The sequence below is a fragment of the Nonomuraea sp. NPDC050536 genome, from assembly GCF_044457685.1.
Lineage (GTDB): Bacteria > Actinomycetota > Actinomycetes > Streptosporangiales > Streptosporangiaceae > Nonomuraea.
In genome coordinates this window covers 202,830-227,849 of sequence record NZ_JBITHD010000003.1, presented here as the reverse complement: position 1 = coordinate 227,849, position 25,020 = coordinate 202,830, and the positions used below count along the sequence as shown (strand labels likewise).

Below are 25,020 nucleotides of genomic sequence, written 5' to 3'. Positions count from 1 at the left end.
ATGAAGGGATCAAGGGTGGCCGGGCTGCTGCTGGCCGCCGGGCGCGGGAGCAGGCTCGGCACGCCCAAGGCGCTGCTGGAGTACGAGGGCGAGCGGCTCGTGGACCGGGGGGTCCGGCTGCTCGAGGAGGGCGGCTGCCATCCGGTGGTCGTCGTCCTGGGCGCGGCGACCATGCAAGTGCGCCGCGCGGTGGCGGTACGCAATCCCGACTGGCGCACGGGCATGGGCTCCTCGCTGCGCGTCGGCCTGTCGGCGCTCCCGCCGGAGGCGGAGGCGGTGGTGATCGCGCTGGTGGACCAGCCCTTCGTCCGGCCCGACGCGGTGCGCGCGCTCATCGAGTCGAAGGCGGAGGTCGCGGTCGCCACGTACGACGGGCGTCGCCGCAACCCGGTGCTCATCACCCGCCCGCACTTCGACCAGGTGGCGGAGATGGCGGTCGGCGACGTGGGCGCCCGCCCGTTCCTGAAGGCCTACCGGGAGCTCGTCACGGACGTCCCCTGCGACGGCCTCGGCGACCCGACCGACATCGACACCCCGGAGGACCTCACTCTCCTGGGCTGACGCGCTCCGGTCACAGGCGCAGCGAGGCGACGGCGGCGCGGTGGTCGCTGCCGGTGGCGGGGGCGACGCCGGCGCGGGTGGCGGTCATGCCGCGGTAGAGGATGTGGTCGGGGCGGGTGATCGGGAAGCTGGACGGCCAGGTGAAGCCGAACCCGTCGCCGGCGGCGCGCTGGGCGTCCGTGAGCGGGGGAGTCAGGCCGTTCATGCCGCGGTCGGTGGTGGCCGTGTTGAGGTCGCCGAGCAGCAGCAGCCGCTTGCTGGGGTCCGCGTCGACGAGCTTGCGGGCGTGCGCGAGGGACGCGTCGCGGGAGGCGGTCATGCCGGGCCTGGCCGAGGCCAGATGCATGACGTACACGGTGACCTTGCCCTTGGGCGTGGTGATCACGGCGCGCAGGGCGCGGGGCCAGCCGAGGCCGACGTCGAGCGGCTGGGTGTCGCTGATCGGGTAGCGGCTCCACAGGCCGACCGTGCTGACCGGGTAGTGGTACTTGAACATCTTGTTGAGCTGCTTGGCCGCCGGGCCGCCGGGTGTGAGCTCCTCGGCGGCCAGCAGGTCGAGGTTGTCGGCGATCGCGTGGACCGCCTCGCCCGAGGCACTGTTGCGCACGCCCACGTTGACCGTGCCGACCTTGAGATCGCTGGGTCCGCCGGGCGGCGACATGATCAGGGTCGAGCCGAACATGGCCGCCCACACCACGCCGGGCACCAGCGCCGCCACGGTGGCGGCCTTCGAGCGCGCGGCCACGGCCCCGGCCAGCAGCAGCGGAACGCTCCAGCCGATCCATGGCAGCAGGCTCTCCACGACCGGCGTGACCCCGCCGAGCGCCGGGATCAGCTGGTGACCGGCGAGCACGACGGCCACCAGGCAGGACACGACGATCACGACCCGTTTCAGCACTCGAACCAGGCTAGCGAGCTTTCCCGCGCCGCGCGGCGCACTACGACGGCGCGATCCTGCGTGGCGAGGTCATCCCGGTCACGGTAACCTGTAGCACAAACGGAACATCATTCGGTTTTGACGGGAGCCCGGGATGCGCATCGGTATGGGTCTCAACTACGCGGGCGGCTTCAAGGAGACGGTCTCCGAGCTGGCCGACTACGAGCGGGCGGGGCTCGACATCGTGTTCATCCCCGAGGCCTACAGCTTCGACGCGGTCAGCCAGATGGGCTACATCGCGGCCAAGACCGAGCGGCTGGAGATCGCCTCGGGCATCCTGCCGCTGTACTCGCGCACGCCCACGCTGCTGGCGATGACCGCGGCGGGCATGGACTACGTCTCCGACGGCCGCTTCACGCTCGGGCTCGGCGCCTCAGGACCGCAGGTCATCGAGGGCTTCCATGGCGTCCCCTACAACGCGCCGCTCGGCCGTACCAGGGAGATCATCGAGATCTGCCGCAAGGTGTGGCAGCGCGAGCGCCTCACCTACGAGGGCAAGCACTACACCCTGCCGCTCCCGCCCGAGCGCGGCACCGGCCTGGGCAAGGCCCTGAAGATCATCAACCACCCGGTACGGCCGCGCATCCCCATCGTGGTCGCCGCGATCGGGCCGAAGAACGTCGAGCTCACCGCCGAGCTGGCCGAGGGCTGGGAGCCGATCTTCTACATGCCGGAGAAGGCCGCCGAGGTGTGGGGATCGTCGCTGGCCGCCGGCAAGGCCCGCCGTAGCGAGGAGTTGGGTGAGCTGGACGTCATCGCGCAGGCCGCGCTGGCGATCGGCGAGGACGTGGCCGGGCTGCGCGAGCTCGGCCGGGCGATGGCCGCGCTGTACATCGGCGGCATGGGGGCCAAGGGCCGCAACTTCTACAACGAGCTGGCCAGGCGCTACGGCTACGAGAAGGAGGCCGAGCAGATCCAGGAGCTCTACCTGTCGGGCAAGAAGGACGAGGCCGCCGCGCTGGTGCCGCAGGAGCTGCTGGAGAAGACGTCGCTGATCGGGTCCGAGGGCTTCGTGCGCGATCGGATCCAGGCGCTGAAGGAGTCGGGCGTCACCACGCTCAACGTCGCGCCGCTCGCCCACACCCACGAGGAGCGGGTCAAGCTGATGGAGAAGGTCAAGGAACTGGCCTCCTGAGATCGACCTTGTGAGGTAGATCACCAATTACGGAGGAATACATACCTTTTTGCAGGGTGTTGAACCGACTCGTGAGGTTTTCTGTCGTGTTCGTGCTGCTCGTCGAGCGGCTGCACATCGACCTTTGCCGGGTGACCGGCACCAGCTGTCTCTGAACTCCGAATCCCCTCGTCACCCCTTCCCAAATTCATTCGGAGTCTTCCTCACCGTGAAGAGATTCAACTTCTCCCTGCAGTTGCTGCTGGGCCTCGCCGTCGGCATCGCGCTCGGGTTCGTCGCCAAGATCTGGGACGTCGCCTGGCTGGCCGACACCCTCACCCAGGTCGGCAAGATCTTCGTCAACCTGCTCAAGCTCGCCGTCCCGCCGCTGGTGTTCACCGCCGTGCTGGTCAGCGTCGCCAACCTGCGCAACGTCAACGGCGCCGCCCGCCTGGCGAGCAAGACGCTCGGCTGGTTCCTGGCCACCGCCGCGATCGCCGTGGCGATCGGCATCGTGCTCGGCCTGATCATCAACCCCGGTCAGGGCGTCGCGCTCGACCTGAGCGGGGCCAAGAAGGTCGACACCGAGGGCGCGGGCACCTGGCTCGACTTCCTCACCGGCATCATCCCGACGAACATCGTCACCGCGTTCACCGAGGTGAACGTCCTCCAGATCGTCTTCCTCGGCATCGTGCTCGGCGCCGCCGCGCTCGCGCTCGGCTCCAAGGCCGAGCCTTTCCTGTCGCTGAGCCGCTCGGTGCTCGAGCTCGTCCAGAAGGCCCTCTGGTGGGTCATCCGCCTGGCCCCGATCGGTACGGCCGGCCTCATCGGCAAGGCCGTGTCCACCTACGGCTGGGAGCTGCTGGCCCCGCTGGCCAAGTTCAGCCTCGGCGTCTACGTCGGCTGCTTCGTCGTGCTGCTGGCCGTCTACCCGACGCTGCTGGCGGTGTTCGGCAAGGTCAACCCGATCCAGTTCTTCCGCAACGCCTGGCCCGCGATCGAGCTGGCGTTCGTCTCCCGCTCGTCCGTCGGCACGCTGCCGCTGACGCAGCGAGTCACCGTCGAGCGCAACGGCGTCGACCGCGACTACGCCTCCTTCGCCGTGCCGTTCGGCGCCACCACCAAGATGGACGGCTGCGCCTCGATCTACCCGGCGCTGGCCGCGATCTTCGTGGCCCAGGTGTACGGCATCCACCTCGGCATCGGCGAGTACCTGCTGATCGCGTTCGTCTCCGTCATCGGCTCGGCCGCCACGGCGGGGCTGACCGGCGCGATCGTCATGCTCACCCTCACGCTGAGCACGCTTGGCCTGCCGCTGGAGGGCGTGGGCCTGCTCATCGCGATCGACCCGATCCTGGACATGATCCGCACCGCCACCAACGTGGCCGGTCAGCTGGTCGTCCCGGTGCTGGTGGCACGTGGTGAGGGCCGCCTCGACGAGACGGTCTTCAACGCCCCGCCGCAGTCCCTCGACGACGCCCCGGCCCGGCCGGCCGTCGCCACCCCGGAGCCGGCGGCCGCCTGACCTTCGGCGCACCAGGGCGGGGAGCTTCGTCTCCCCGCCCTTCGTGCTGTCCGGCCCCTTAGAAACGAACAGCCGGCAGACGCGAGGGTGCGTGGAGTGGTTGTGGGGCACGTGGGGCACGGATGGCCCTATGGTTGGTCGGAAATTGCCGTTTCTGTAGATATGGCGGGGATATGTCGGACTCCTTGGTCGCTGGTCGCTATCGGCTGGACGAGCGGATCGGCGGGGACGCGGATGGTCAGGTGTGGCGCGGGTACGACCTGCGCGCCGACTGGACAGTGGCCGTGACGATGCTGGCGCGCGCCGGCGATGGGCTCGCCGAGCGCGTCAGAGCCGTGGCCAAGGTGGTGCATCCCAACGTGGCGATGGTGCTGGACGTGGGCGACGCGGAGGGCAAGCCGTTCCTGGTGGTGGAGTTCCTGACAGGTGAGAGCCTGGGGGAGGAACTCGCCTCGGGCGGCCCGTTGCCGATCGTGGAGGCCTGCGACCTCATCGGCCAGGCGGCCGCCGGGCTCGACGCGGCCCACCGCGAGGGCGTGGTGCACGGCCGGGTGGACCTGGAGACCTTCCGCCGCGCGGGCAGCGGCGTCCTCAAGGTCGTCGGCTTCGCCCTGGAGGACCCCGGGCTGGAGGCGGCGGACGACCTCCGCGCCCTGGGCCGCGTGGCCTACCAGGCCCTCACCGCCCGGCCCCCGGCTGACGCCCCCGCCTCCCTGCGCGAGCTGCGCCCCGAGATCCCCGAGCAGCTGGACCGCCTGGTCCTCGCGCTCATCGCGGGCCAGACCGCCGACTATCCCAACGGCGAGACGGTACGGCGGGCCCTCGCCGCCATCGCCCGCCCCAAGCCCGCGTCCACGGGTCATCCCGCGGCGGTCCCGTCAACGGGCGACTCCATGGCCGCCCCTGCCGCCGGGTCGGCCACGCATCTGGACGGCGGCGCGCAGACCGCCACGGGCGGGATGCGGCACACGCAGATCATGCCGGGGGAGCCTTTCCCGCGTCCGGGCGACACCGCCGTCTACGACCAGCCCGTGCCACCGTCGTCGAACAAGAAGCTCTTCATCCAGCTGGGCGCGGCCGTGGCGGTGATCGCCGTCGTCACCGTCGCCATGATCGTCTGGGCGAACTCCGGGAGCACCCCGCCGGTCGCCCTGCCCACGCCCACCGTCGCCTCCAGCAGCACGCCGTCCCCCACGCCCACACCCACCCGGACACCGACCCCGTCGGCCACGCTCGGCGTCGACACCGAGCAGCCCAGCATCGTCGAGACCGGCGGCCCGCCCAAGGGCTCGCTGAAGGACACCCCGCCCGGCGGGTGGCAGCACTTCCTGTCGCAGCTCGACAGCGCCGTCGCTTCCGAGGGAGAGAACATCAACCCCGCGGTCGCCCGCGAGGTTCACAAGAAGATCCAGAAGGCCGGCGAGAAGTTCCGCCGCGGCCAAGAGGAGCAGGGCCGCAAGCAGCTGGAGAGCCTCGGCCGGGACATCGCCAAGGCGATGTCCAACCACGACATCCCCACCTCGGGCCCCCTGGTCAGCTTCCTCAACGACTGGCCGCTCACCAGCTCCGTCGAGGGCAACTAACGGATGGCATCAGGTGTCAGCGGGGCGCAGGGCGTACAGGGCGATGGCGGCGAAGTCGTCGGCGGGTTCCGAGGCCTGCCACGACCGGACGTCGTCGACGAAGCGGCTGCCACGGCCGGTGAAGGGGGCGTAGCGGTCCACGCCGTCCGCAGGGCAGGGCGTCATGCCGTCGAGGTGGTCGCCCATGCCCTCGTCGAAGAGCGAGGCCTTGTTGGGGCCGTTGACCACCGCGCCGGTCGCGGGCCTGCCGGTCAGGTTCGAGATCTGGTAGTGCGGGCAGCGGATCGAGTCACGGCCCACGCCCGCGACGAACGACACGCCCCACGCGTTCGCGCCGAACACCCAGCCGCGCTGGCGCGTCGCGAAGGCGTCGTAGGTCCTGTCGCCGCTCACCTCCCGGTAGAGGCGGGCCGTCGCGACCAGGCCGAAGGCGTGCGGCACCGCGTCGAACTCGTCGTAGGCCGCGCCGGCCAGGAACGGGTCCTTGGCCGCCCGCGCGGCCCCGATCTCCAGCTGCGCCCGCAGGTCGGCGATGAGCTGCTCCTCGGAGACGGCCAGCGGGGGAAGGCTCACCCGCAGGCCCGACACACCCGGTGACCCTCCGGGCAGGGGGGCGACGGCGGCGGGCTGGGCACCGGAGGCGGCCCGGACGGCCTTGATCAGGTCCGCGTGTGCCAGCGCGCTGACGTCGTAGAGGTTGAAAGTGTCGGAGCCCGCCTCGTGCCGCAGGTACTCGCCTGCCCAGTGCGCCGCCTGCTCCAGCCACTGGCCGGCGCGCTCGTCCCCGAGGCGCTGCGCCGCCAGCGCCAGCTCCGCCCCGCCGAGCTCCATGTCGTCCCGCCAGGCCTTCTCCGGATAGAAGGAGTACGGCAGGCTCGTCACCAGCTGCCCCACCTGGGACGTCTTGGCCAGGGCGTAGACGGCGGCCGCCTTCTCCAGCAGCTGCGCGGCACGCTCAGGGTTGGGCTCCACCTGGGCGGCCACCGCGAAGGCGGCAGCCGTACGGCCCGCCAGGTTGGGGCTGATCGGCCGGCCGGGCGGCGCGGCGCGGAAGACCGGACGGTGGCGCAGGTAGTGGTGCGACGAGGCGTCGTCGGCCTCCGGCAGCCGCCAGACGTCGTGATCGCCGGCGAAGGTGCCCGCCTTGTCGCCCGCCCCGATGCCCACCTGGATGTAGAGGGTCTTCCCGTCCCACATCTTGTCCAGATATTTCAGTCCATGGGATGCCTCGCGGGCCAGCGAGGCGGAGTGACCCGCGTCCCGCAGCGACGCCCACAGCAGCGTGTCCACGTAGGCCAGGATGTGGGTGAACTTGAGGTAGTCGCCCGCGTCGAACCAGCCGCCCTCGACGTCCACCGGCCCGCCGATCCGCCGCAATCCGCCCTTGATCTCGTCCGTGTCGGGCCCGGTGAACTCCGGCCAGTCGTAGACCGTGGCCGCCCGGTCGTTGCCGTGCCGCCGCCCGCCGTCGCGCTGCCCGTGGAAGAACCGCACGATCTCGGGAGCGGGAGAGGCGGGATCCACCTGGAAGGGCGGTGACAGCAGGGATCCGGACTTGACCCGGTACGTGCCGGGCTCGCGCAGGCCCGTCAGGTCCAGCGCGTACACGTGCGGGAAGGCCTCGTTCCACCGGCCCAGGTCGCGGCCCGCCGTACCGTGCAGCACCTCGCTGCCGTCGCGGGCCACGACGCTGAAGCGCGCGCCGGCCGAGCCGCCGCGCGACATGAGGAAGGCCTGCTTGGACTCGCCCGGCGCGAAGCCGACCTGGTCGACACGGATGTACCCGGACGGCTCTGCCACGGCGGGGCTCCCCATCGTCAGGACGGCCAGCGCGACCGCGAGGACTGCTCTCATCGAACGCTCCGCGGAGTTAGGAAGGATTCCTTACCATCCTGGATGCGGGGCACGAAGGTCAAGACGCGTACATTGACGAAATGACCGTCATTTACCAGCAGCGCCGGGCACGGCTCGCCGAACTCCTCGAAGTACCGGCGATCCTGGTCACCTCGCCCGTCAACGTCCGATACCTGACCGGCCTCGACAGCTCCAACGCCGCCGTCCTGGTCCGCGCCGACGGGACCGCGAAGCTGGCGACCGACTCCCGCTACATCGAGATGACGCGCGACCTGGGCATCGAGACGGTCGAGGCGGGCAACGTGGCCGCCGAGCTCGCAGAACCCGGCGCCGGCATCGAGGCGGCGCACATGACGGTCGCCGTGTACAACGGTCTCGGCGACGACCTCGTGCCGCTCGAGCCGCTGGTCGAGCGCCTCAGGACGGTCAAGGACGAGGACGAGCTCGAACTGCTCCGCACGGCCTGCGCCATCACGGACGCCGCCTTCGCCGACGTCACCGGCAAGATCACGCCGGGGATGACGGAGCGGGCCGTCGCTCACCTGCTGGAGGCCCGCATGGTGGAGCTCGGCGCCGACCGGCCCGCGTTCGAGACCATCGTGGCCGCGGGGGAGAACGGCTCCATCCCGCACCACTCGCCCACGGACCGCGAGCTGCGCGCCGGGGACCTGGTCACGATGGACTTCGGCGCGCTCTACCGCGGCTACCACGCCGACATGACGCGCACGGTCTGCCTGGGCGAGCCCGCCGCCTGGCAGCGCGACCTGTACGAGCTGGTGGCCACGGCCCAGGCGGCCGGCCGTACGGCACTGCGACCGGGAGCGCAGGCCTGCGAGGTCGACGCGGCGGCGCGCACGGTCATCGGCGAGGCGGGACAGGGCGAGAACTTCAGGCACGGCCTCGGACACGGAGTCGGCCTGGAGATCCACGAGGAGCCGTTCCTGGGCCCCTCCAGGACCGGTAGACTAGAGGATCGAGTTCCGATCACCGTCGAGCCCGGGGTCTACCTCCCCGGCCGGGGCGGGGTCCGCATCGAGGACACCCTCGTGACACGTGAGGGCGGGCCGGAACTCCTCACGAAGACGACCAAGGAGCTGCTCGTTCTCTGACAAAACGGGCGGCCGCACGCGGGAGATTAAACGAGTGGCGACGACCAACGACCTCAAGAACGGCATGGTGCTGAAGCTCGACGGTGGGGAGCTCTGGGCCGTTGTGGAGTTCCAGCACGTCAAGCCGGGCAAGGGCGGTGCGTTCGTACGCACCAAGCTCAAGAACGTCCTTTCCGGCAAGGTCGTCGACAAGACCTTCAACGCCGGCGTGAAGGTCGACGTGGCCAACGTCGACAAGCGCGAGATGCAGTACTCCTACAAGGACGGCGACGACTTCGTCTTCATGGACACCGAGACCTACGACATGGTCAACGTGCCCAGCTCGACGGTCGGCGACGCCGCCAACTACATGCTGGAGAACACCCTGGCGACCGTGGCCTTCAACGAGGGCTCCGCGCTCTACGTCGACCTGCCCGCGGCCGTCGAGCTGCTCATCGCCGAGACCGAGCCCGGCCTGCAGGGCGACCGCTCCACCGGCGGCACCAAGCCCGCCACCCTGGAGACCGGCGCCGAGATCAAGGTCCCGCTGTTCATCACCCCCGGTGAGAAGGTCAAGGTCGACACCCGCAGCGGCGACTACCTCGGCCGGGCCTGAGGTGTCAGCACGCGGCAAAGCACGCAGGCGCGCCCTCGACATCCTCTTCGAGGCCGAGCTCCGCGACGAGAGCCCGCTGAAGATCCTCTCCGAGCGCCAGGAGCGCCAGGAGCCCCCGGTCAACGAGTACACCGCGACCATCGTCGAGGGCGTGGCACGCCACCACATCCGTATCGACGAGCTCATCACCACCTACGCCGAGGGCTGGACGCTCGACCGCATGCCCGCAGTCGACCGCAACCTGCTGCGCGGCGGCACCTACGAGCTGCTCTGGATGCCGGACGTCCCCGAGGGCGTGGTCATCAGCGAGTGGGTGCACCTGGCGGGCGAGCTGTCCACGGACGAGTCACCCCAGTTCATCAACGGCCTGCTGGCCCGCTTCAAGCAACTCAAGCCCAGCCTGACCCTGTGATCACCAGCGACGGCACCCGTCTCTGGTCCGTCCGTTCGGGCCAGGGCGCGCCGGTGGTGTTCTGCCACGGCGGTCCCGGCCTGTGGTCCACCTTCGACGACGTCGTCGGCCTGCTCGGGTGCGTCGAGGCGTGCCTGTGGGACCAGCGCGGCTGCGGCCGCTCCGATCGGGTCGGCCCGTACTCCACCGAGCAGTGCGTCGCCGACCTCGACGACGTCCGCAGCTTCTTCGGCCTGGACCGGATGGTCCTGCTCGGCCTCTCCTGGGGCGCCACGCTGGCGCTCCGCTACGCGCTCGACCACCCGGACCGGGTCGCCGGGCTGATCTACGTGTCGGGCACGGGCATCGACCCGGACAAACCCTGGCGTGAGGAGTACCGGCGCAACTGCCCTGACGTGGGAGACCTTCCGAGGGGTCGCGAAAGCGCGATCCTGCAGTGGTCGGCCGACTTCGTGCACGACGGCCTCGCCCACGCCGAGCGCATTGCCACCCCGTGGCTGGACGTCAACTGGGAGTGCAACGCCCAGATCAACGCCGAGCCGCTGCCCGACCTGCGCGAGCGGTGCCGGGGGCTGGACGTACCTGTGCTGATCGTCGATGGGGCGCTTGACATCAGGCCGCGCTGGTCCGTCGACTCCCTGGAGGAGGCGCTGCCGCGGGTCCAGAGGGTGACGCTGGAGGGGGCGGGGCATCTGCCGTGGACCGAGGATCCGGGTGGATTTCGGGCCGCCGTGTGTGCCTTCATGGAGCATGGTCACTGAAGACGACGTCCGCAGGGTCGCGCTGTCCCTGCCGGAGACGGGCGAGAAGTCCATGTACGGCACACCGGGCTTCTACGTCAAAGCCCGCTGGTTCGCCAGGATCCGGGACGAGGGCGACGTGCTCGTCGTCTTCTGCCCCACCGAGGAGGACAAGCACGCCCTCATCGCCGCCCAGCCCGCCACGTTCTTCACCGAGCCGCACTACGACGGCCACCCGACCGTGCTGGTGCGCTTCCAGGCGATCGGCGTCGAGGAACTGAGCGAGCTGCTGACGGACTCGTGGCGGCTGCGGGCGCCCAAGCGCGTGCTGGCCGCGTTCGACGGCTAGGCGTGCCCGGCGCCCTCGTGGGCGGCGTGCCCCGGGGGCTCCAGCTGGATCGTGGAGTGCTCGACGTCGAAGTGGCCGCGCAGGCACTCGTGCAACTCCTCCAGCAGCCGCGCGCCATCGGCCTGCCCGTCCTCCAGCACCACGTGCGCGGTCAGCACGGGCAGGCCGCTGGTCAGCGTCCAGGCGTGCAGGTCGTGCACGCCGGCCACCCCGGGGCGGGCCAGCAGGTGCTCGCGCACCGTGCTCAGGTCCATCCCCTTCGGCGTCGCCTCGAGCAGCACGTCGATGGCCTCCCGCAGCAGCCGCCACGCCCGCGGCAGGATCATCACGGCCACGATGACCGAGGCGATCGGGTCGATGACGTACCAGCCGGTCAGCCTGATCCCGGCCGCCGCCGCCACCACGGCCAGCGAGCCCAGCAGATCGCCCAGGACCTCCAGGTAGGCGCCGCGCACGGCCGCCGACTCCCGCTGCCCGCGGTGCAGCAGCACCATCGAGACCGCGTTCACCGCCAGCCCGATCAGCGCCACCACCAGCACCAGCCCGCCCGCCACCGCGGGCGGCCGGAAGAAGCGTTCCCACGCCTGCGTGAAGATCCAGATCGCGACGCCGAACATCAGGACCGCGTTGACCATCGCGGCCAGGATCTCCAGCCGGTAGTAGCCGAACGTACGCCGGTCGGTCGCGGGCCTGACCGCCAGGTGCGCGGCGATCAGCGCCATCAGCACGCCGGTGACGTCGGTGGCAGAGTGCAGCGCGTCGGAGACGAGGGCCAGGCTGTTGGCCATGATCCCGCCGGCTATCTGCGACACAAGGACGACGGCGGTGATGCAGGCGACCACGACCAGGCGGCCCCTGTACCGCGCCGCCGCGCTCTGCCCGCGTCCCCCTGCCACGAGATCGGGTATTCCCGCGACTCTCCGTGACGACACTCCTGCGGTACGGCACGCCGCCGCCCCGCCCGTGACCACCCGGCGCCCCCGATCCCGGGAGACCCGATACGGATGGGCTCGTGACCGGGGATGGGAGAGCGGGTTGTCGGGGGTTCGGCGTAGGCTGGGCCGCATTCGCGGAGGGGGACTTCGTGAAGGCGAACGACAGGGGAGGCGAGCCGACGTTGCGTGCTGAAGGCGCCACGAGGACCCCGGCGGCCAGGACGGCCGTCGTCTGGGACGCGCTGCGCGAGGTCCTGGCCGAGCGGGCGGCGTCCACCCGGCGGCAGACGCTCGACATCGTCGACGCCGGCGGCGGTACGGGCGGCTTCGCCGTACCCCTGGCAGTGCTGGGACACACGGTCACCGTGGTCGACCCGAGCCCCGACTCGCTGGCCGCGCTGGAGCGGCGGGCCAAGGAGAAGGGCGTGGGCGTGCGCGCCCTGCAGGGCGACGCCGCCGACCTGGGCGAGCTGCTCGACCGCGACAGCGCCGACCTGGTGCTGTGCCACAGCGTCCTGGAGTACGTCGACGACCCGATCAGCGCGCTGACCGCCGTGTCCGGGCTGCTGCGCAGGGGCGGCGCGGTGAGCGTGCTGGCGGCCAACCCCGTGGCCAGCGCCATCCACCGGGCGCTCGCGGGCCACTTCGACGAGGCCAGGGCGGTCCTCGACGACCCGGAGGGCCGATGGGGCGACCGCGACCCGACGCCGCACCGCTACACCGCCGAGGCGCTGTCCGAGCTGCTGGCCGCGACGGGCTTCATGGTGGGCGCCGTGCACGGGGTGCGCGTCTTCGCCGACCTCGTGCCCAACCGCCTGGTCGACGGCGAGCCCGGCGCCGCCGAAGCTCTCGTCGCCCTCGAGCAGGCCGCCGCCACCCACCCCGCGCTCCGCGCCATCGCCACCCAGCTCCACCTCATCGGCCACAAGGGGTAGCCCGTGCCCCCGCCCTCCGACCGCAACCGGCCCGCCCGCCTCCGGGCGAGGCGTACGGATTGGCCGATGCCGTGGTGGCTCGCCGTACCGAGAGATCCATTCCAGCGATAGAACGCGTGTTCGGATAGAATTGATACCGTGGCCCGCAAGCAGATCACCGGCATCGGCCCCGTACCGCGGACGGGCGCCGACGACAGCGCCTGCCCGATCCTGCACGTCGACATGGACGCCTTCTTCGCCAGCGTGGAGCTGATCGAACATCCCGAGTTGCGGGGCAAGCCGATGATCGTGGGCTCCCCGGCAGGCCGCGGGGTCGTGCTGAGCGCGACGTACGAGGCGCGTGCCTTCGGGGTGCACTCGGCGATGCCGATGACCAGGGCGCGCAGGCTGTGCCCGCAGGCGGCGATCATCCCGCCAAGCCACGGGAAGTACTCCGAGGTCTCCAAGGGCGTCATGGAGATCTTCCACGCGGTCACGCCGCTGGTCGAGCCGATCGCCTCCGACGAGGCCTTCCTCGACGTGGGCGGCGCGCGGCGCAGGCTGGGATCGCCTGCGGAGATCGCCGCCATGATCAGGTCCCAGGTTCTGGAAAGGTACGGCATCACCTGCTCGGTGGGCGTGGCCGGCAGCAAGTTCGTGGCAAAGCTGGCGTCAAAGCAGTGCAAACCCAACGGCCTGCTGGTGGTGCCTGCCGATGAGGTGGTGGCGTTCCTGCACCCGCTGCCCGTGTCGGCGCTGTGGGGGGTGGGGGAGCGCACCGAGCAGTCCCTGGTACGGCTGGGCATCAGAACGGTAGGCGATCTGGCCAGGGTGCCCGTCAACACCCTCCAGCGCGAGCTGGGGGCCGCCGCGGGCGGCCACCTGGCGGCGCTGGCCTGGGGGCGCGACGAGCGGCCCGTGAGCGCCCACGTGCCCGACAAGAGCATAGGGAACGAGGAGACGTTCGCCACGGACGTCGACGACCCGGAGACGATCCGGCGGGAGCTGCTGCGGCTGTCGGAGAAGGTGGCCGCGCGGATGCGGAAGGCCGGCTACGTGGGCAGGACCGTGAGCGTGAAGCTGCGCCGGGCGGACTTCACCACGATCACCAGGTCACGGACGCTGAGGGAGGCCACCGACATCGCCCAGGAGATCTACGCCACCGCCTGCGAGCTGTTCGCCGCCGCCGGTCTCGAACGGGTGCGCCTGCGCCTGGTCGGCGTCCGGATGGAGAACCTGCGCCCGGCCGAGGACTCGGCCAGGCAGCTCAGCCTGGGCGAGCGGGAGACCGGCTGGCGTGAGGCCGAGCAGGCGATGGACCGGGCGATCCGGCGTTTCGGCCCCGATGCGGTGGTCCCGGCGTCGCTGGTGCGCGGACGACTTGATGAAATGGATGAGAAGTAGCCGAACCGGACATCTGGAGGTCCCAGTGCGAAGATCGTGGCGGACGGTGCGCCGGGCTCGACCAGCAGAGGCGAGAGGTAGCCGAACTGGACCGGTGAGGTGATGCACAAGTGAGGCGCACTCGGGCAGGAAAGACAACATGGCGTCCATGTCGCGACTAGGACCAAGGACGGTAAGAATGCCCCATTATGGAGCTATGACGTCACCTCCGGTTTGGTCTGCGTTGGACGTTTGCTTTCGCCTACGTCTACAGCCTCGTATTCTGGGGATAACCGACCGCGAGGTTCGGACACCCCGTGTCGTCCGTTGCCGTCTTCCCCGTCCTGGGGCCGTCCTTGGGAGGCGCCGTGCCGCTCTCTGACCACGAGCAGCGCTTGCTCGACCAGATCGAGCAGGCCCTCTACGCCGAGGACCCGAAGTGGGCCAACACCGTAAGGATCAGTGACCCGCGCAGCCATTACAAGCGTCGCCTGATCAAAGCCTCCATAGGCTTTGCCCTGGGCGTCGTCATCATGATGGTCGGCGTGGTGATGAGTGGCGCCGCCCTGATCCCGCTCGGCGTCGGCGGTTTCGTGGTCATGCTCGCCGCGTGTCTGTGGGGCTTGTCCAGCTGGAAACGCATGAACGGATTCGGGGACTCCGCGCCCTCTTCCGGCTCATCGGTGAGCGGCAAGCAGGGCCGCAAGGCCAACCGCGGCAGCTTCATGGAGCGCATGGAAGAACGCTGGCGCCGTCGTCACGACGACCGGTAGCAGTTCTGCTTGCTGCTGTACGGCAGGCCGGGGAGTGGCGACCCGCCGACCGGGGCTGAGGGCCTCCAGGCGGACGCCCGCTGACCCGCACGTGGCCGAGCGCCGTTACGACGTCTTCGTCGGCCGCGCGGGTGGCGTGGTGACCCGCGCGGCCCGACCAGGACAACCGGGACCCCACGCGGGGTCTCGCCACCATGAACACCGAAGTGCGGCCGTCCAACCCGGACGACCGCACTTCCCCGTTTCCGCCCCCGAACCCAGCAAGGGAACCGGGCGCCCGGCCGAAGGGGATCGGCCGGGGCGGAGAAGCGGGGTCAGGCGGAGCGGCGGCGGAGGCGGATGTTCTCCAGGCGGTCGAAGCCGTCGAGCAGCCCCTCGCCCACGCGCCGCATCCGGCGCAGCGTAGAGGGCGGGAAGAGCACCGCCCGGATCCGCCGCCCCCGCGGAACCGTGGCCGCCAGGGCCCGCCGTACCTTGCGCAGGTCCTTGCGCAGCGGGTCGATCGTCCCGGGATCGCGGGCGAACAGCACCCGCTCGACCGCCGAGGCGATGGCCGCGATCGCCGCCGCCGAGGCGGAGTCGAACTCGTACTGCTCGGTCAGCCGCCGCGCCAGCGCCCGCGGCGTCTCGCTGGCCTGGCGCGCCATCCCGTAGTCGAACAGCACGTCGTCCAGCTCCGCCCAGGCGGCCGCCACAGACGGTTCGTGGTCGACCACCTTGGCGGTGAGCGCGTCGGCCGGCTGCGACACCTTCCACCCCAGCGCCCTGATGCGGCGGCTGCGCGTCCCCAGGCGTACCACCGCGGGGACGAGCAGGAGCAGCAGCAGGATTCCCGCCCCGATGCCGGCCTTGCTGATCAGCGGCATCGAGGTGTCCTTCGGCAGCCCGCCGCCCAGGAACAAGCCGTCCTCGCGGTCGAGCTCGCGCGGGTTGCGGCGGTTGGCCGGGTTCAGCGGGGTGTCGTCGCCGGAGGTCGTCGCGCCCGGCGTCGGCGTGGTGGAGCGGCCGGTCGAGCGCGGCGGCGGCTGGGTGTAGGCGGGCACCCGCGCGCTGCCCTGCCCGAGCGAGCCCGTGGGCGTCGGCTCGAACGGCAGCCAGCCCACGCCCTCGAAGTACAGCTCGGGCCAGGAGTGAGAGTCGTTGGTGCCGACCGTCCACCGGTCGCCCGCCTTCGTGCCGCCGGTGTAGCCGATGGCGACCCTGGCGGGGATGCCGACGGCCCTGGCCAGCACCGCCATCGACGCGGCGAACTGCTCGCAGTAGCCGGCCCTGCTGTGCAGCAGGAAGTCCTTCAGCGCCGAGTTGCCGCTCCCCTGGGTGCGCAGGCTGTAGGTGAAGTTGCCGGTCTTGGAGAAGAACTCCTGCAGCTTGACCGCGGCCTCGTAGTTGTTGTGGGTGCCCTCGGTGACCTTCTGCGCCAGGACCCTGATCTCCATGGGGAAGGAGTCGGGCAGCTTCAGGTAGCGCTGGTCGGCGCCGGGCGACGGCTGCGCGAGCGACTCCAGCAGGTCGGGGGTGACCTGCGGCTCGGCGGTGCTGACGTCGTAGTCGAGGCCGGCCGCCTCGTCCCTGGTGGAGAAGACCATGAGCGTGCCCACGTCGGCCCGCCAGTCGCCGTCCACCCTGATCTGGTGCGCCGGGTAGGGCAGCGGCAGGAACGACAGCTTCGACACTTCGTCGCTGATCTTGATCCTGGTGATCACGTTCTGCGTCTTGACCGACGGCGACAGTCCCGGCGGGGCCGGCAGCGGGCCGTTCTCGGTCTTGTTCTCCGGCGTCCCCTTGGGCTCCGACATGCCGAACTGCTCGCCGTCGAAGGTGTCGAGCGCGTAGATGCGCAGGTACCGAGGCCTGTCGTCGCTGTTGGTGTACGACAGCACCTCACGGCGGTCGGGTAGCTCCAGCTGGCCCCTGAGGCTGGCGATCGGGTTGGAGATGCTGATGGAGTTGCCCTGGCCCTTGCCCTTGCCGCCCACGCCGAAGGTGAAGAACGACACCGGCTCCATCGCCGGCATCATCGCGCCGAGCAGCACCGCCAGCACGATCGCGGCGAACCCGATGCGCTTGCCCGACAGGCGCAGCCCGCGGGTGTCGGCCGTCTCGTGCGGGTTCGGGTTCGTCGCCGCCCGCGTGCGGCGCACCAGCACCGCCCTGCCCCAGTGAGTGACCCGCTCGCGCCCGTCGGCGATCAGCAGGCTGGTGAACCCGAGCGCGGCCAGGATGAACGCCGGCCAGCTGATCGGGTCGGGCAGGATCGTCGCCGGGACCGTGGCCAGCGCCAGCATCGGCAGCCCGGCCAGCGCCGCCCTGCGCAGCCTGGTGGCGAACAGGTCGACCAGGATCGCGATCAGCCCGACGCCGCCCGCCGTGAGCAGCGCGATGCCGGAGTTGGCCGGCACGGGCGCGGCGAATCGCTGGATGTCGGTCCACCCGCTGACCAGCAGCTTGGCCAGCGCCACCACCGAGCCCTTGGTCGGGATGACCAGCACCCACGCCTTGCTCGCGGTGAACGCCGCCGTCAGGTAGAGCCACAGCGCCGCCACCCCTACGATCGGTGCCGCCCACGCGGGCAGCGCCAGCCGCCCGCTCAGCAGGCTCGCCACCATGACGGCCAGCACCGCGCCCAGCGAGGCCCAGAACCAGGCGCCGCCCCTGAACAGCGGGTAGAGCAGGATCGCGGCGGAGAACGTGGCCACCGCGGAGGCCAGCGAGAGTCTCATGCGGCGCCCCCGTACCTGCCGCGGTTGGCCGCGTGCTGCCACACCGAGGCGATCGAGGTGCCCACCGGCAGCCGCACGATCCGCCAGCCGTACCCGGCCAGCACCGCCTCCACCGCCAGCTGGGAGGCCGACGTGCCGGGGGCCGCGCCCTCCCAGCTGTCCACGTCGAGCAGGACCGCCACGCCCGTGATGCCGCTGTGCCTGAGCCTGGCCAGGTCCCTGGCCTCGTCGGGATCGAGCGCGCCGAGCACGGCCACGATCAGACCGTCGCCGCCGCCCTGGCGCAACGCCGTGATCCCCATCTCCAGGGAACGCGCGGGGCTGTGCCGTACCACGGCCAGGGTGTCGAGCAGCGACCAGCTCAGCCCCATGTCGGTGAGGTGCTCGGCGCCCTGATCGGTGACCAGGCGCAGGCCCAGCCCCTCGTGCGCCAGGTGCACCCCGATCGAGGCCGCCGCGGAGACCGCCACCTCGAACGACGAGCGCGGCCCCTCGCCGCGATGCGCGTGCCTGCGCGTGTCGAGCAGCAGCGCGCCGCGGCTCTGCCACTGCTGCTCCTCGCGCCGCACCATCAGCTCGCCGTGGCGCGCGGTCGAGCGCCAGTGCACGCGCCGCAGGTCGTCGCCCTGCCGGTACTCGCGCGGCGCGACGTCGTCGTCTCCCGCCGCCGCCACCGACCGGGTACGGCTGTCGCCGCCCCCCGTCCACTCACCGGACAGCCGTACGTGCGGCAGCGCCACCACCTGGGGCGTCACCACCAGCGTGTCGCTGATCGTGAACCCGCGGGTCAGCTCCACCAAGCCGAACGGGTCGGCGATGCGCACCGACAGCGGGCCGATGGTGTAGCGGCCGCGCAGGTCGGAGCGGACCCGGTAGTCGATCTCCCTGATGCCGCGCGACTCGACCCGGTCCAGCACGAACCTGGGCCGCACGCCCAGCGCGTATGGAACCGTGTCCTCGATGAGCAGCAGGCCCGTCGGCAGCCGGGTGACGTTCTCCAGGCGAAGCGTCACCGTCGACTCGCCGCCCGCCTCGGCCCTGGAAGGGTCGAGCCGCCTGGCACAGCTCAGCCGGTAGCGGGTCCTGGCCACCACCATCGCGGCCAGCAGCGGCAGCGCGGTCACCAGTACGCCGATCCTGAACAGGTCGTTCTCGCCCAGCAGCAGGGCCATCAGCAGCGCCGCCAGCCCCGAGGCGAGGAACGATCTGCCGCGGGAGGTCAGCGCCCGGAGTCCCGCTCTCACGACGCTCGCGTCTCCGGCACGGGGACGCGCCTGACCAGGTCGGTCACCACCTGCTCGGGCAGGCGCCGCTGCCCCTGCGCCTCCACGCTCGGCAGCAGCCGGTGCGCCAGCACGGGCACGGCCAGCTCCTGCAGGTCGTCGGGGATGACGTAGTCGCGCCCCGTCAGCGCCGCGTGCGCGCGGGCGGCCCGCACCAGCTGCAGCGTGGATCGCGGGGAGGCGCCCAGGCGCAAATCGGGGGAGTGGCGGGTGGCCACGACCAGGTCGATGGCGTACTTCCTGACCGCCTGCGAGACGTACACGCCGCGGACGGCCTCGATCAGCGCGCGCACCTCCGCCGTGGTGGCCACCGGCTGCAACTTGTCCAGCGGCGGCGTGCCGCCGTGCACGTCCAGCATCTCAAGTTCGGCCGCCGGCTCGGGGTAGCCCATCGCCACGCGCGCGGTGAAACGGTCGCGCTGCGCCTCGGGAAGGGGATAGGTGCCCTCCATCTCGATCGGGTTCTGGGTGGCGATCACCATGAACGGGGCGTCGAGCTGATAGGTCTTGCCATCAACGGTGACCTGGTGTTCCTCCATGCACTCCAGCAACGCCGACTGGGTCTTCGGGGAGGCCCGGTTGATCTCGTCGCCCACCACGATGTTGGCGAAGACCGGCCCAGGCTTGAACTCGAACTCCCTGGTCTGCTGGTTGTAGGCGCTCACCCCGGTGATGTCGCTGGGCAACAGGTCAGGGGTGAACTGGACGCGCCTCACAGGACAGTCGATGGACCGCGCCAGCGCCTTGGCCAGCATCGTCTTGCCCACCCCTGGCACGTCCTCGATCAGAAGGTGGCCCTCCGCGAGCAGGACTGTCAGAGTGAGGCGCACGGCGTCGCTCTTGCCCTCGATCACCGACTCGATCGCTTCCCTGATGCGGTGCGCGGTGGAGACCAGCTCATCTAGCTGGGGAGGGACGTCATGGGTTACTGCCACCAGGCCTCCATGAGAAGTGCGACGGCTGTCCCGCGACAGGATGCCAAAGCGGGAGCCATGCCATTCCTTTTCCATTGTGTGTACCGACCCTACGACGCTGCGGGTTCTCGGGCGACTTTTGTGGATATTCCAGGGAAGCGCGCCAGTGTTCCCGTTCTTGTCGCATAGGGGTGCGAATCCCGTGACAGTGGTCCTCCACTTTCCACCACCCCCACCTTCCCGAAGCGCCGGACCCTCGGAATTCACGGGTCTTTAGAACCCTCGACACGCCCATGAGGGTTGGCCGCGCCGCCGCGGCGCTCCACCCTGCACCATCGCTCTGACCTGCGGCAATGCGAGGGAAACGGCAGATGAAGAGGGTTGGAATCAGTTGACGGTGGGGAGAAGTGGAGTATGGTGGTGCGCAGTGGAGAGCCCGGTGCACACCAAGCACTGAGCTGTTCACGAGGCACGGGAGGTGGGGCCGTTGTTCCTCGGCACCCATCAACCGCGTCTGGACGACAAGGGACGGCTGTTCCTGCCGGCTAAGTACCGTGAGGAGCTGGCGGAGGGTCTTGTGATCACCAAAGGCCAGGAGCGATGCCTCTACGTCTTTCCCGTGGAGGAGTTCCAGCGCATTACCGAGGCTCTCAGCACCGCCCCGGTCACCGCCAAGGCGGTGCGTGACTACAGCCGTGTGTTCTTCGCCAGCGCGTCCGACGAGACTCCCGACAAACAGGGGCGCATCACGATCCCGCAGAGCCTGCGTGCCTACGCCGGCCTGGAGCGTGACTGCGTGGTCATCGGGGCCAACACCCGCCTGGAGATCTGGGACGCGCAGGCCTGGGATACCTATCTCAACGCACAGGAGCAGGCTTTCGCCGATCTGTCGGAGGAGGTGCTGCCAGGGATTCTGTAGAGAGCCGCGGTCGACAAGGCCTTTCGGTGTGGTCGTTCGGCGAGGTCTCCACCCGCAACCACTGCATGCCAGCTGATGCACCTTCCCCGGTGTCAGATGGCAGGCTTCCACGAAGAGGGTGCGGATGGGGACCTGGCCGGACGGCACCGGGTGGGGACCCAGAAACAAGGCCGGCGATCGGCCGGACGCGTCATCCGCGAGTATGAGACGCGCGAGAGGGGGGTTGGAGATGCACGACAACGCTGGCATGGGCGGTCACGTTCCGGTAATGCTCGACCGCGTTCTGGAGCTGCTCGCTCCAGCACTGTCAGGACCGGATCCGGTCGTCGTCGACGCCAACCTCGGTCTCGGAGGCCATACGGAGGCCCTGCTCGCGGCCCACCCGTCACTGCACGTGATCGGCATCGACCGCGACCCTTTCGCGATCGACTTCTCGGCGCGCAGGCTCGCGCCGTACGTCGAGCGGATCACCCTTGTCCACGCCACCTCCGACCAGCTCTCTTCCGTGCTCGCGGAAGCGGGTCGCGATACGGTCGACGGGGTGCTGTTCGACCTGGGGGTCTCCTCGCCCCAGCTGGACGAGACCGAGCGCGGTTTCGCCTATTCCCAGGACGCTCCACTCGACATGCGCATGGACACCGAGCAGGAGCTCACAGCGGAGAAGGTGGTCAATACCTACTCGGCTGCGGAGCTAACTCGCATCCTCCGCGATTACGGAGAGGAACGGTTCGCACCGCGTGTCGCGGCCCTAATCATCAAGGAAAGGGCCAAGGACGCCATAACGTCGACTAAGCGGCTTGCGGACATCGTTCGCCAGGCGATTCCAGCTGCGACCCGGCGTACTGGCGGAAACCCCGCCAAGAGGACTTTTCAGGCGCTTCGCATCGAAGTAAACGCGGAGCTCGCCGCCTTCGAGGTGGCGCTGCCCGCGGCGCTCGACGCACTGGCGCTGGGCGGGCGAGTCGTCGTGCTCGCCTACCACTCCCTGGAGGACCGGCTCGCCAAGCAGGCCCTCACGGCGCGAACCAGGGACACCAGCCCGCCCGGGCTGCCGGTCCCGCTCGAGGCACACCAGCCGCGGTTCCGCCTGCTGACGAGGGGAGCAGAGCTCCCCAGCGAAGAGGAGGTGGCCCGCAACCCGCGGGCGACCTCGGCCCGGCTAAGGGCGGCAGAGAGGATACGTGTTGACCACCAGGACTGAGCAGGAGACCAGGCGGGGCGCGCCAGTGGCGCCCAAGACCGGGCAGCGCAGGCCGGGCGTGCCGCACCAGTCCAAGCCCATCCCGCGCCCGCGCCCCGCGGACGACGCGGCGCGCACGGCGCCCGAGACCTCGGCCGCGGGCCTGCGCCAGGCTCCGGGCACTCAGGGCGCCCGCCCGGCCGACGCGGGCCGTACCGGCACGCGTCCCGCGGGTGGCCGCGTCCGCGCGGTTCGTTCCGGTGTACGGCCGGCGGGGGCCGCCAGGGTGCGGCGCGAGCCCTCGGGGCGGCGCCAGCGCGCGCCGTTCGTGCTGCTGATCGTGGGCCTGCTCTGTGGCGGCCTGGTGAGCCTGCTGCTGCTCAACACCGTGCTGGCGCAGGACTCGATCAAGGCGGGCCAGCTGCGCGACCAGATCGCCACGGCCCGCCAGCAGAACGAGGCGGCCCAGCACCAGATCGAGCAGGACACCCAGCCAGAAGAGCTGGCCCGCCAGGCTCAGCAGCAGCTGGGCATGCACCGCGACTGGAACAACGTCAACCAGCTGCGCGGCGCCAGCCAGGACGCGACCAAGGTGAGCCAGGGCCGGTGAGGGATTCGGGCGGCAGGGGACAAGGTCCCGGCCGCGGCTCGGGCGGCGCCGGCTCTCAGGGAGGGCACGGCGCCGCTCGCCGTACCCCCGGCAACGGCGGGGGCCCGGGGCGGGCGGGACGTCCGGCGCGCTCGGAGGGGGCGGGCCGGCCGGACGACCCGTCCCGGGAGCCGCGCAAGGACCAGGACCCCTTCGACCTGCCGTTCGGCCGCGACGACGAGGGACCGCGCAACCGCCCGCCCCAGGACCCCGCCGGCGAGCCCCGCCGGCGCCCGCCCCAGGACCCCGCCGAGGAGCCCCGGCGCCGCCCGCCCCAGGACCCGGCGGGCGGCCCGCGCAGGTCCCCGCGCCGTGACCCGGCCGGCGACGCCCGCTCCCGGCGCGACCCTGCCGACGATCCCCGGCCGCGGCGCGACCCCGCCGACGGCCGATCGCGCCGCGATCCCGCCGGCCCGCCGCCCGCCCGCCCCCGTAGAGACGACGTTCCCGGCCCCCGCCGTGATCCCGACGACCCCCGCAGATCCACCGTCCCCGAGGCCCGCCGCCGCGCCGCTCCCGAAGGCGGCCCCACGTCGCGGCGCGACGCCGATGGCAGGGACGCGGCCGGCCGTACCCCCAGGGACGAGGGGGAGGGGGTCAGGCGCGCGCGCCAGGACACCGACCCGCGCGGCGCCCGCCCGCGCGCGGCGGACCAGCGCGGGGCCCCGTCGCGTCAGGCAGCGCCGCGGCAGGGCCCCGCGCGCGGCGCCGACACCCTGCCGCCGCGGCCCTTCCGCAGGCCGCCGGGGCCGCCGCGCCCGCCCAGGCCGCCGCTCATCCTGCGGCTCGGCAACCCGCGCAGGCGCATCAACATCGGCCTGATCGGGATGACGTTCGTCCTGTCGATCTTCGCGGGCCGGCTCATCCAGATGCAGGGCCTGGACTCCAAGGTCTACGAGGCGGCGGCCGCCCACTATCGCGTCCGTACGGAGAACATCCCCGCCAAGCGCGGCAAGATCACCGACGTGAACGGCCACTCGCTGGCCGCGACCGCCGAGGCGCGGGAGATCGCCATCGACCCGTCCAAGGTCCCCGCCGCCGCCCGCGACAAGATCGCGCAGGCGCTGGCGAGCCAGCTGGGCAAGCCGGTCCAGGACATGGCCGCCAAACTGGCCAGGGTCGACACCCAGTACCAGCTGCTGGCCAGGGACGTCGACCCGCTGGTCGCCAGCAGGCTGCTCAAGGCGGGCATCCCCGCGCTGACGGCCAAGAAGACCTACAAGCGGCTCTACCCGGCCGGCGACCTGGCCGGCAGCCTGGTCGGGTTCGTCGGCGACGACGGCACCGGGCTCGGCGGCATGGAGCAGGCCAGGAACACGCTGCTGGCCGGGCGCGACGGCACCCAGCGCGTCGAGATCGGCCGCGACGGACTGGCCATCCCGATGACCAGCCGCGACAGGAAGACCCCTGTGGAGGGCCGCGACGTGCGGCTGACCATCGACCGCGACATCCAGTGGGCCGCCCAGCAGGCCATCGGCGACCAGGTGCGCAAGTCGGGCGCGACCAGCGGCACGGTCGTCGTCATGGACGTGCCCACGGGCCAGATCCTGGCCATGGCCAACGCGCCCGAGCTGGACCTGAACAACTGGCGCAAGGCGCCGCCCGCCGACTACGTCAACCGGGCCGCGGCCGACGTGTTCGAGCCCGGCAGCACCAACAAGGTGATCACCGCCGCCGCGGCCATGGAAGCCAAGCTGGTCAACCCCGACACGGTGTTCAAGGTCAAGGACAACATCAGGTGCGCCGACCGGGTGCTGCACGACGCGCACCCGCACCCGCCGGAGAACATGACCTACCGCGAGGCGGTCGCCAAGTCGAGCAACGTGGCCACGATCATGGCGGCCCGCAAGGTGGGCTCGGCGCGGCTGTACCAGATGCTCAAGGACTTCGGCTTCGGCTCCGTGCCGGGCGGCGGCGTGCCGGGCGAGGAGGCGGGCCTGCTGCCCGACTACAAGACCTGGTCGGGCAGCCAGAGCTGCACGGTCGCCTACGGCCAGGGCGTGTCGGTGACCGCGCTGCAGATGGCCAGCGTCTACCAGACCATCGCCAACGGCGGCGTCAGGATCCAGCCGCAGATCGTGGCCGGCACCACCGACGCGTCGGGCAGGTACGTGGCCTCGCCCCCGGGCAAGCAGACCAAGGTCGTCAGCGCCGAGACCGCCAGCGAGATCACCACCATGCTCGAGGCCGCCGTGAGCGCCGAGGGCACGGGCAACCTGGCCGCGATTCCCGGCTACCGGGTGGCGGGCAAGACGGGCACCGCCAACCGCTACGACCAGAAGCTGGGCCGCTACGATGGGTATACTGCGTCATTCGTCGGATTCGCCCCCGCGGACGCGCCGCGCGTAGTGGTCCTGTCGGTCGTGCAGAACCCGACCGAGGGGCACTTCGGCGGTCTGGTGGCCGCGCCGGTCTTCAAGGACGTGATGACATTCGCGATCAAGAGCAGGAAGATTCCTCCCACGGGCTCGACCGCGCCGCCGGTGCGGTTGGGCACCGGACAGTGACCAGGGAAGGTACGCTCTCGCCGTGCGTCCCCCGTCGTCGAAACCCACTGTCGCCGAGTCCGCG

23 protein-coding genes are annotated in these 25,020 nt (G+C 71.0%); 17 read left to right on the top strand and 6 right to left on the bottom strand.

Annotated features, from left to right (window positions below):
* Entirely contained in the window at positions 1–561 is a 561-nt protein-coding gene (locus ACIBHX_RS11055; RefSeq protein ID WP_397066407.1) for an NTP transferase domain-containing protein, read from the top strand.
* A gap of 10 nt (positions 562–571) precedes the next feature.
* On the opposite strand, the gene ACIBHX_RS11050 is transcribed toward ACIBHX_RS11055, so the two are convergent.
* Positions 572–1,459 carry an endonuclease/exonuclease/phosphatase family protein gene (locus ACIBHX_RS11050; protein WP_397066405.1) on the bottom strand — a complete coding sequence of 296 codons (888 nt, stop codon included), beginning with the start codon at positions 1,457–1,459 and terminating at the stop codon, positions 572–574.
* Between the two features lie 133 nt (positions 1,460–1,592).
* Between ACIBHX_RS11050 and ACIBHX_RS11045 the strand changes: the two genes are divergently transcribed.
* The 4 genes from ACIBHX_RS11045 to ACIBHX_RS11030 all read left to right on the top strand — a co-directional run bounded on the left by ACIBHX_RS11045 (position 1,593) and on the right by ACIBHX_RS11030 (position 5,720).
* Positions 1,593–2,633: an LLM class F420-dependent oxidoreductase gene (locus ACIBHX_RS11045; protein ID WP_397066403.1), complete on the top strand. Its 1,041-nt coding sequence runs from the start codon at positions 1,593–1,595 to the stop codon at positions 2,631–2,633.
* Positions 2,634–2,689: 56 nt separating this feature from the next.
* The gene (locus tag ACIBHX_RS11040; RefSeq protein ID WP_397066401.1) at positions 2,690–2,788 is read left to right on the top strand and encodes a putative leader peptide; all 99 of its coding nucleotides are present in this window, start codon (positions 2,690–2,692) and stop codon (positions 2,786–2,788) included.
* A 53-nt stretch (positions 2,789–2,841) separates the two neighbouring features.
* The gene (locus ACIBHX_RS11035; protein WP_397066399.1) at positions 2,842–4,137 is read left to right on the top strand and encodes a dicarboxylate/amino acid:cation symporter; all 1,296 of its coding nucleotides are present in this window, start codon (positions 2,842–2,844) and stop codon (positions 4,135–4,137) included.
* 173 nt (positions 4,138–4,310) lie between these two features.
* The gene (locus ACIBHX_RS11030) at positions 4,311–5,720 is read left to right on the top strand and encodes a serine/threonine protein kinase (RefSeq protein WP_397066397.1); all 1,410 of its coding nucleotides are present in this window, start codon (positions 4,311–4,313) and stop codon (positions 5,718–5,720) included.
* Between the two features lie 9 nt (positions 5,721–5,729).
* Here the strand turns inward: ACIBHX_RS11030 and ACIBHX_RS11025 are convergent, their stop codons facing one another.
* On the bottom strand, positions 5,730–7,574 hold the full coding sequence (locus tag ACIBHX_RS11025; RefSeq protein ID WP_397066395.1) for a glycoside hydrolase family 9 protein: 1,845 nt from the start codon (positions 7,572–7,574) through the stop codon (positions 5,730–5,732).
* 80 nt (positions 7,575–7,654) lie between these two features.
* Between ACIBHX_RS11025 and ACIBHX_RS11020 the strand changes: the two genes are divergently transcribed.
* The 5 genes from ACIBHX_RS11020 to ACIBHX_RS11000 are packed head-to-tail and all read left to right on the top strand — an operon-like array spanning position 7,655 to position 10,779.
* Positions 7,655–8,683 (top strand): M24 family metallopeptidase, encoded by a 1,029-nt coding sequence (locus ACIBHX_RS11020; RefSeq protein ID WP_397066394.1) that lies wholly within the window; start codon positions 7,655–7,657, stop codon positions 8,681–8,683.
* 34 nt (positions 8,684–8,717) lie between these two features.
* Complete coding sequence (gene efp, locus ACIBHX_RS11015; RefSeq protein WP_397066392.1) at positions 8,718–9,278, top strand: elongation factor P; 561 nt, start codon at positions 8,718–8,720, stop codon at positions 9,276–9,278.
* A gap of 1 nt (position 9,279) precedes the next feature.
* On the top strand, positions 9,280–9,690 hold the full coding sequence (gene nusB / locus ACIBHX_RS11010; protein WP_397066390.1) for a transcription antitermination factor NusB: 411 nt from the start codon (positions 9,280–9,282) through the stop codon (positions 9,688–9,690).
* The gene (locus tag ACIBHX_RS11005; protein ID WP_397066388.1) at positions 9,687–10,451 is read left to right on the top strand and encodes an alpha/beta fold hydrolase; all 765 of its coding nucleotides are present in this window, start codon (positions 9,687–9,689) and stop codon (positions 10,449–10,451) included. Before nusB ends, ACIBHX_RS11005 begins: the two co-directional genes overlap by 4 nt.
* Positions 10,441–10,779 (top strand): MmcQ/YjbR family DNA-binding protein, encoded by a 339-nt coding sequence (locus ACIBHX_RS11000; protein ID WP_397066387.1) that lies wholly within the window; start codon positions 10,441–10,443, stop codon positions 10,777–10,779. The genes ACIBHX_RS11005 and ACIBHX_RS11000 overlap by 11 nt, the downstream gene beginning before the upstream one ends.
* Here the strand turns inward: ACIBHX_RS11000 and ACIBHX_RS10995 are convergent.
* Complete coding sequence (locus ACIBHX_RS10995) at positions 10,776–11,675, bottom strand: cation diffusion facilitator family transporter (protein WP_397066385.1); 900 nt, start codon at positions 11,673–11,675, stop codon at positions 10,776–10,778. The genes ACIBHX_RS11000 and ACIBHX_RS10995 overlap by 4 nt on opposite strands.
* 221 nt (positions 11,676–11,896) lie before the next feature.
* On the opposite strand from ACIBHX_RS10995, the gene ACIBHX_RS10990 reads away from it, so the two are divergent.
* From ACIBHX_RS10990 to ACIBHX_RS10980, 3 genes are all read left to right on the top strand, one after another.
* Entirely contained in the window at positions 11,897–12,649 is a 753-nt protein-coding gene (locus ACIBHX_RS10990) for a methyltransferase domain-containing protein (protein ID WP_397067058.1), read from the top strand.
* Positions 12,650–12,787: 138 nt separating this feature from the next.
* Positions 12,788–14,032 (top strand): DNA polymerase IV, encoded by a 1,245-nt coding sequence (gene dinB, locus ACIBHX_RS10985; protein ID WP_397066383.1) that lies wholly within the window; start codon positions 12,788–12,790, stop codon positions 14,030–14,032.
* 347 nt (positions 14,033–14,379) lie between these two features.
* Positions 14,380–14,784: a DUF3040 domain-containing protein gene (locus ACIBHX_RS10980; protein WP_397066381.1), complete on the top strand. Its 405-nt coding sequence runs from the start codon at positions 14,380–14,382 to the stop codon at positions 14,782–14,784.
* Between the two features lie 314 nt (positions 14,785–15,098).
* Here the strand turns inward: ACIBHX_RS10980 and ACIBHX_RS10975 are convergent, their stop codons facing one another.
* The 3 genes from ACIBHX_RS10975 to ACIBHX_RS10965 are packed head-to-tail and all read right to left on the bottom strand — an operon-like array spanning position 15,099 to position 19,797.
* Positions 15,099–17,504: a transglutaminaseTgpA domain-containing protein gene (locus tag ACIBHX_RS10975; protein WP_397066379.1), complete on the bottom strand. Its 2,406-nt coding sequence runs from the start codon at positions 17,502–17,504 to the stop codon at positions 15,099–15,101.
* Complete coding sequence (locus tag ACIBHX_RS10970; protein WP_397066377.1) at positions 17,501–18,748, bottom strand: DUF58 domain-containing protein; 1,248 nt, start codon at positions 18,746–18,748, stop codon at positions 17,501–17,503. Before ACIBHX_RS10970 ends, ACIBHX_RS10975 begins: the two co-directional genes overlap by 4 nt.
* Positions 18,745–19,797: an AAA family ATPase gene (locus tag ACIBHX_RS10965; RefSeq protein WP_397066375.1), complete on the bottom strand. Its 1,053-nt coding sequence runs from the start codon at positions 19,795–19,797 to the stop codon at positions 18,745–18,747. Before ACIBHX_RS10965 ends, ACIBHX_RS10970 begins: the two co-directional genes overlap by 4 nt.
* A 391-nt stretch (positions 19,798–20,188) precedes the next feature.
* Here ACIBHX_RS10965 and mraZ point away from each other — a divergent pair, with 391 nt between their 5' ends.
* The 4 genes from mraZ to ACIBHX_RS10945 all read left to right on the top strand — a co-directional run bounded on the left by mraZ (position 20,189) and on the right by ACIBHX_RS10945 (position 24,956).
* Positions 20,189–20,620: a division/cell wall cluster transcriptional repressor MraZ gene (mraZ, locus tag ACIBHX_RS10960; RefSeq protein ID WP_214327645.1), complete on the top strand. Its 432-nt coding sequence runs from the start codon at positions 20,189–20,191 to the stop codon at positions 20,618–20,620.
* A 202-nt stretch (positions 20,621–20,822) separates the two neighbouring features.
* Positions 20,823–21,821, top strand: coding sequence for a 16S rRNA (cytosine(1402)-N(4))-methyltransferase RsmH (rsmH, locus tag ACIBHX_RS10955; RefSeq protein WP_397066373.1), 999 nt, complete (start codon positions 20,823–20,825; stop codon positions 21,819–21,821).
* The gene (locus tag ACIBHX_RS10950) at positions 21,805–22,410 is read left to right on the top strand and encodes a hypothetical protein (protein WP_397066371.1); all 606 of its coding nucleotides are present in this window, start codon (positions 21,805–21,807) and stop codon (positions 22,408–22,410) included. Before rsmH ends, ACIBHX_RS10950 begins: the two co-directional genes overlap by 17 nt.
* On the top strand, positions 22,407–24,956 hold the full coding sequence (locus ACIBHX_RS10945) for a penicillin-binding transpeptidase domain-containing protein (RefSeq protein ID WP_397066370.1): 2,550 nt from the start codon (positions 22,407–22,409) through the stop codon (positions 24,954–24,956). Before ACIBHX_RS10950 ends, ACIBHX_RS10945 begins: the two co-directional genes overlap by 4 nt.
* Positions 24,957–25,020 lie beyond the last annotated feature (64 nt).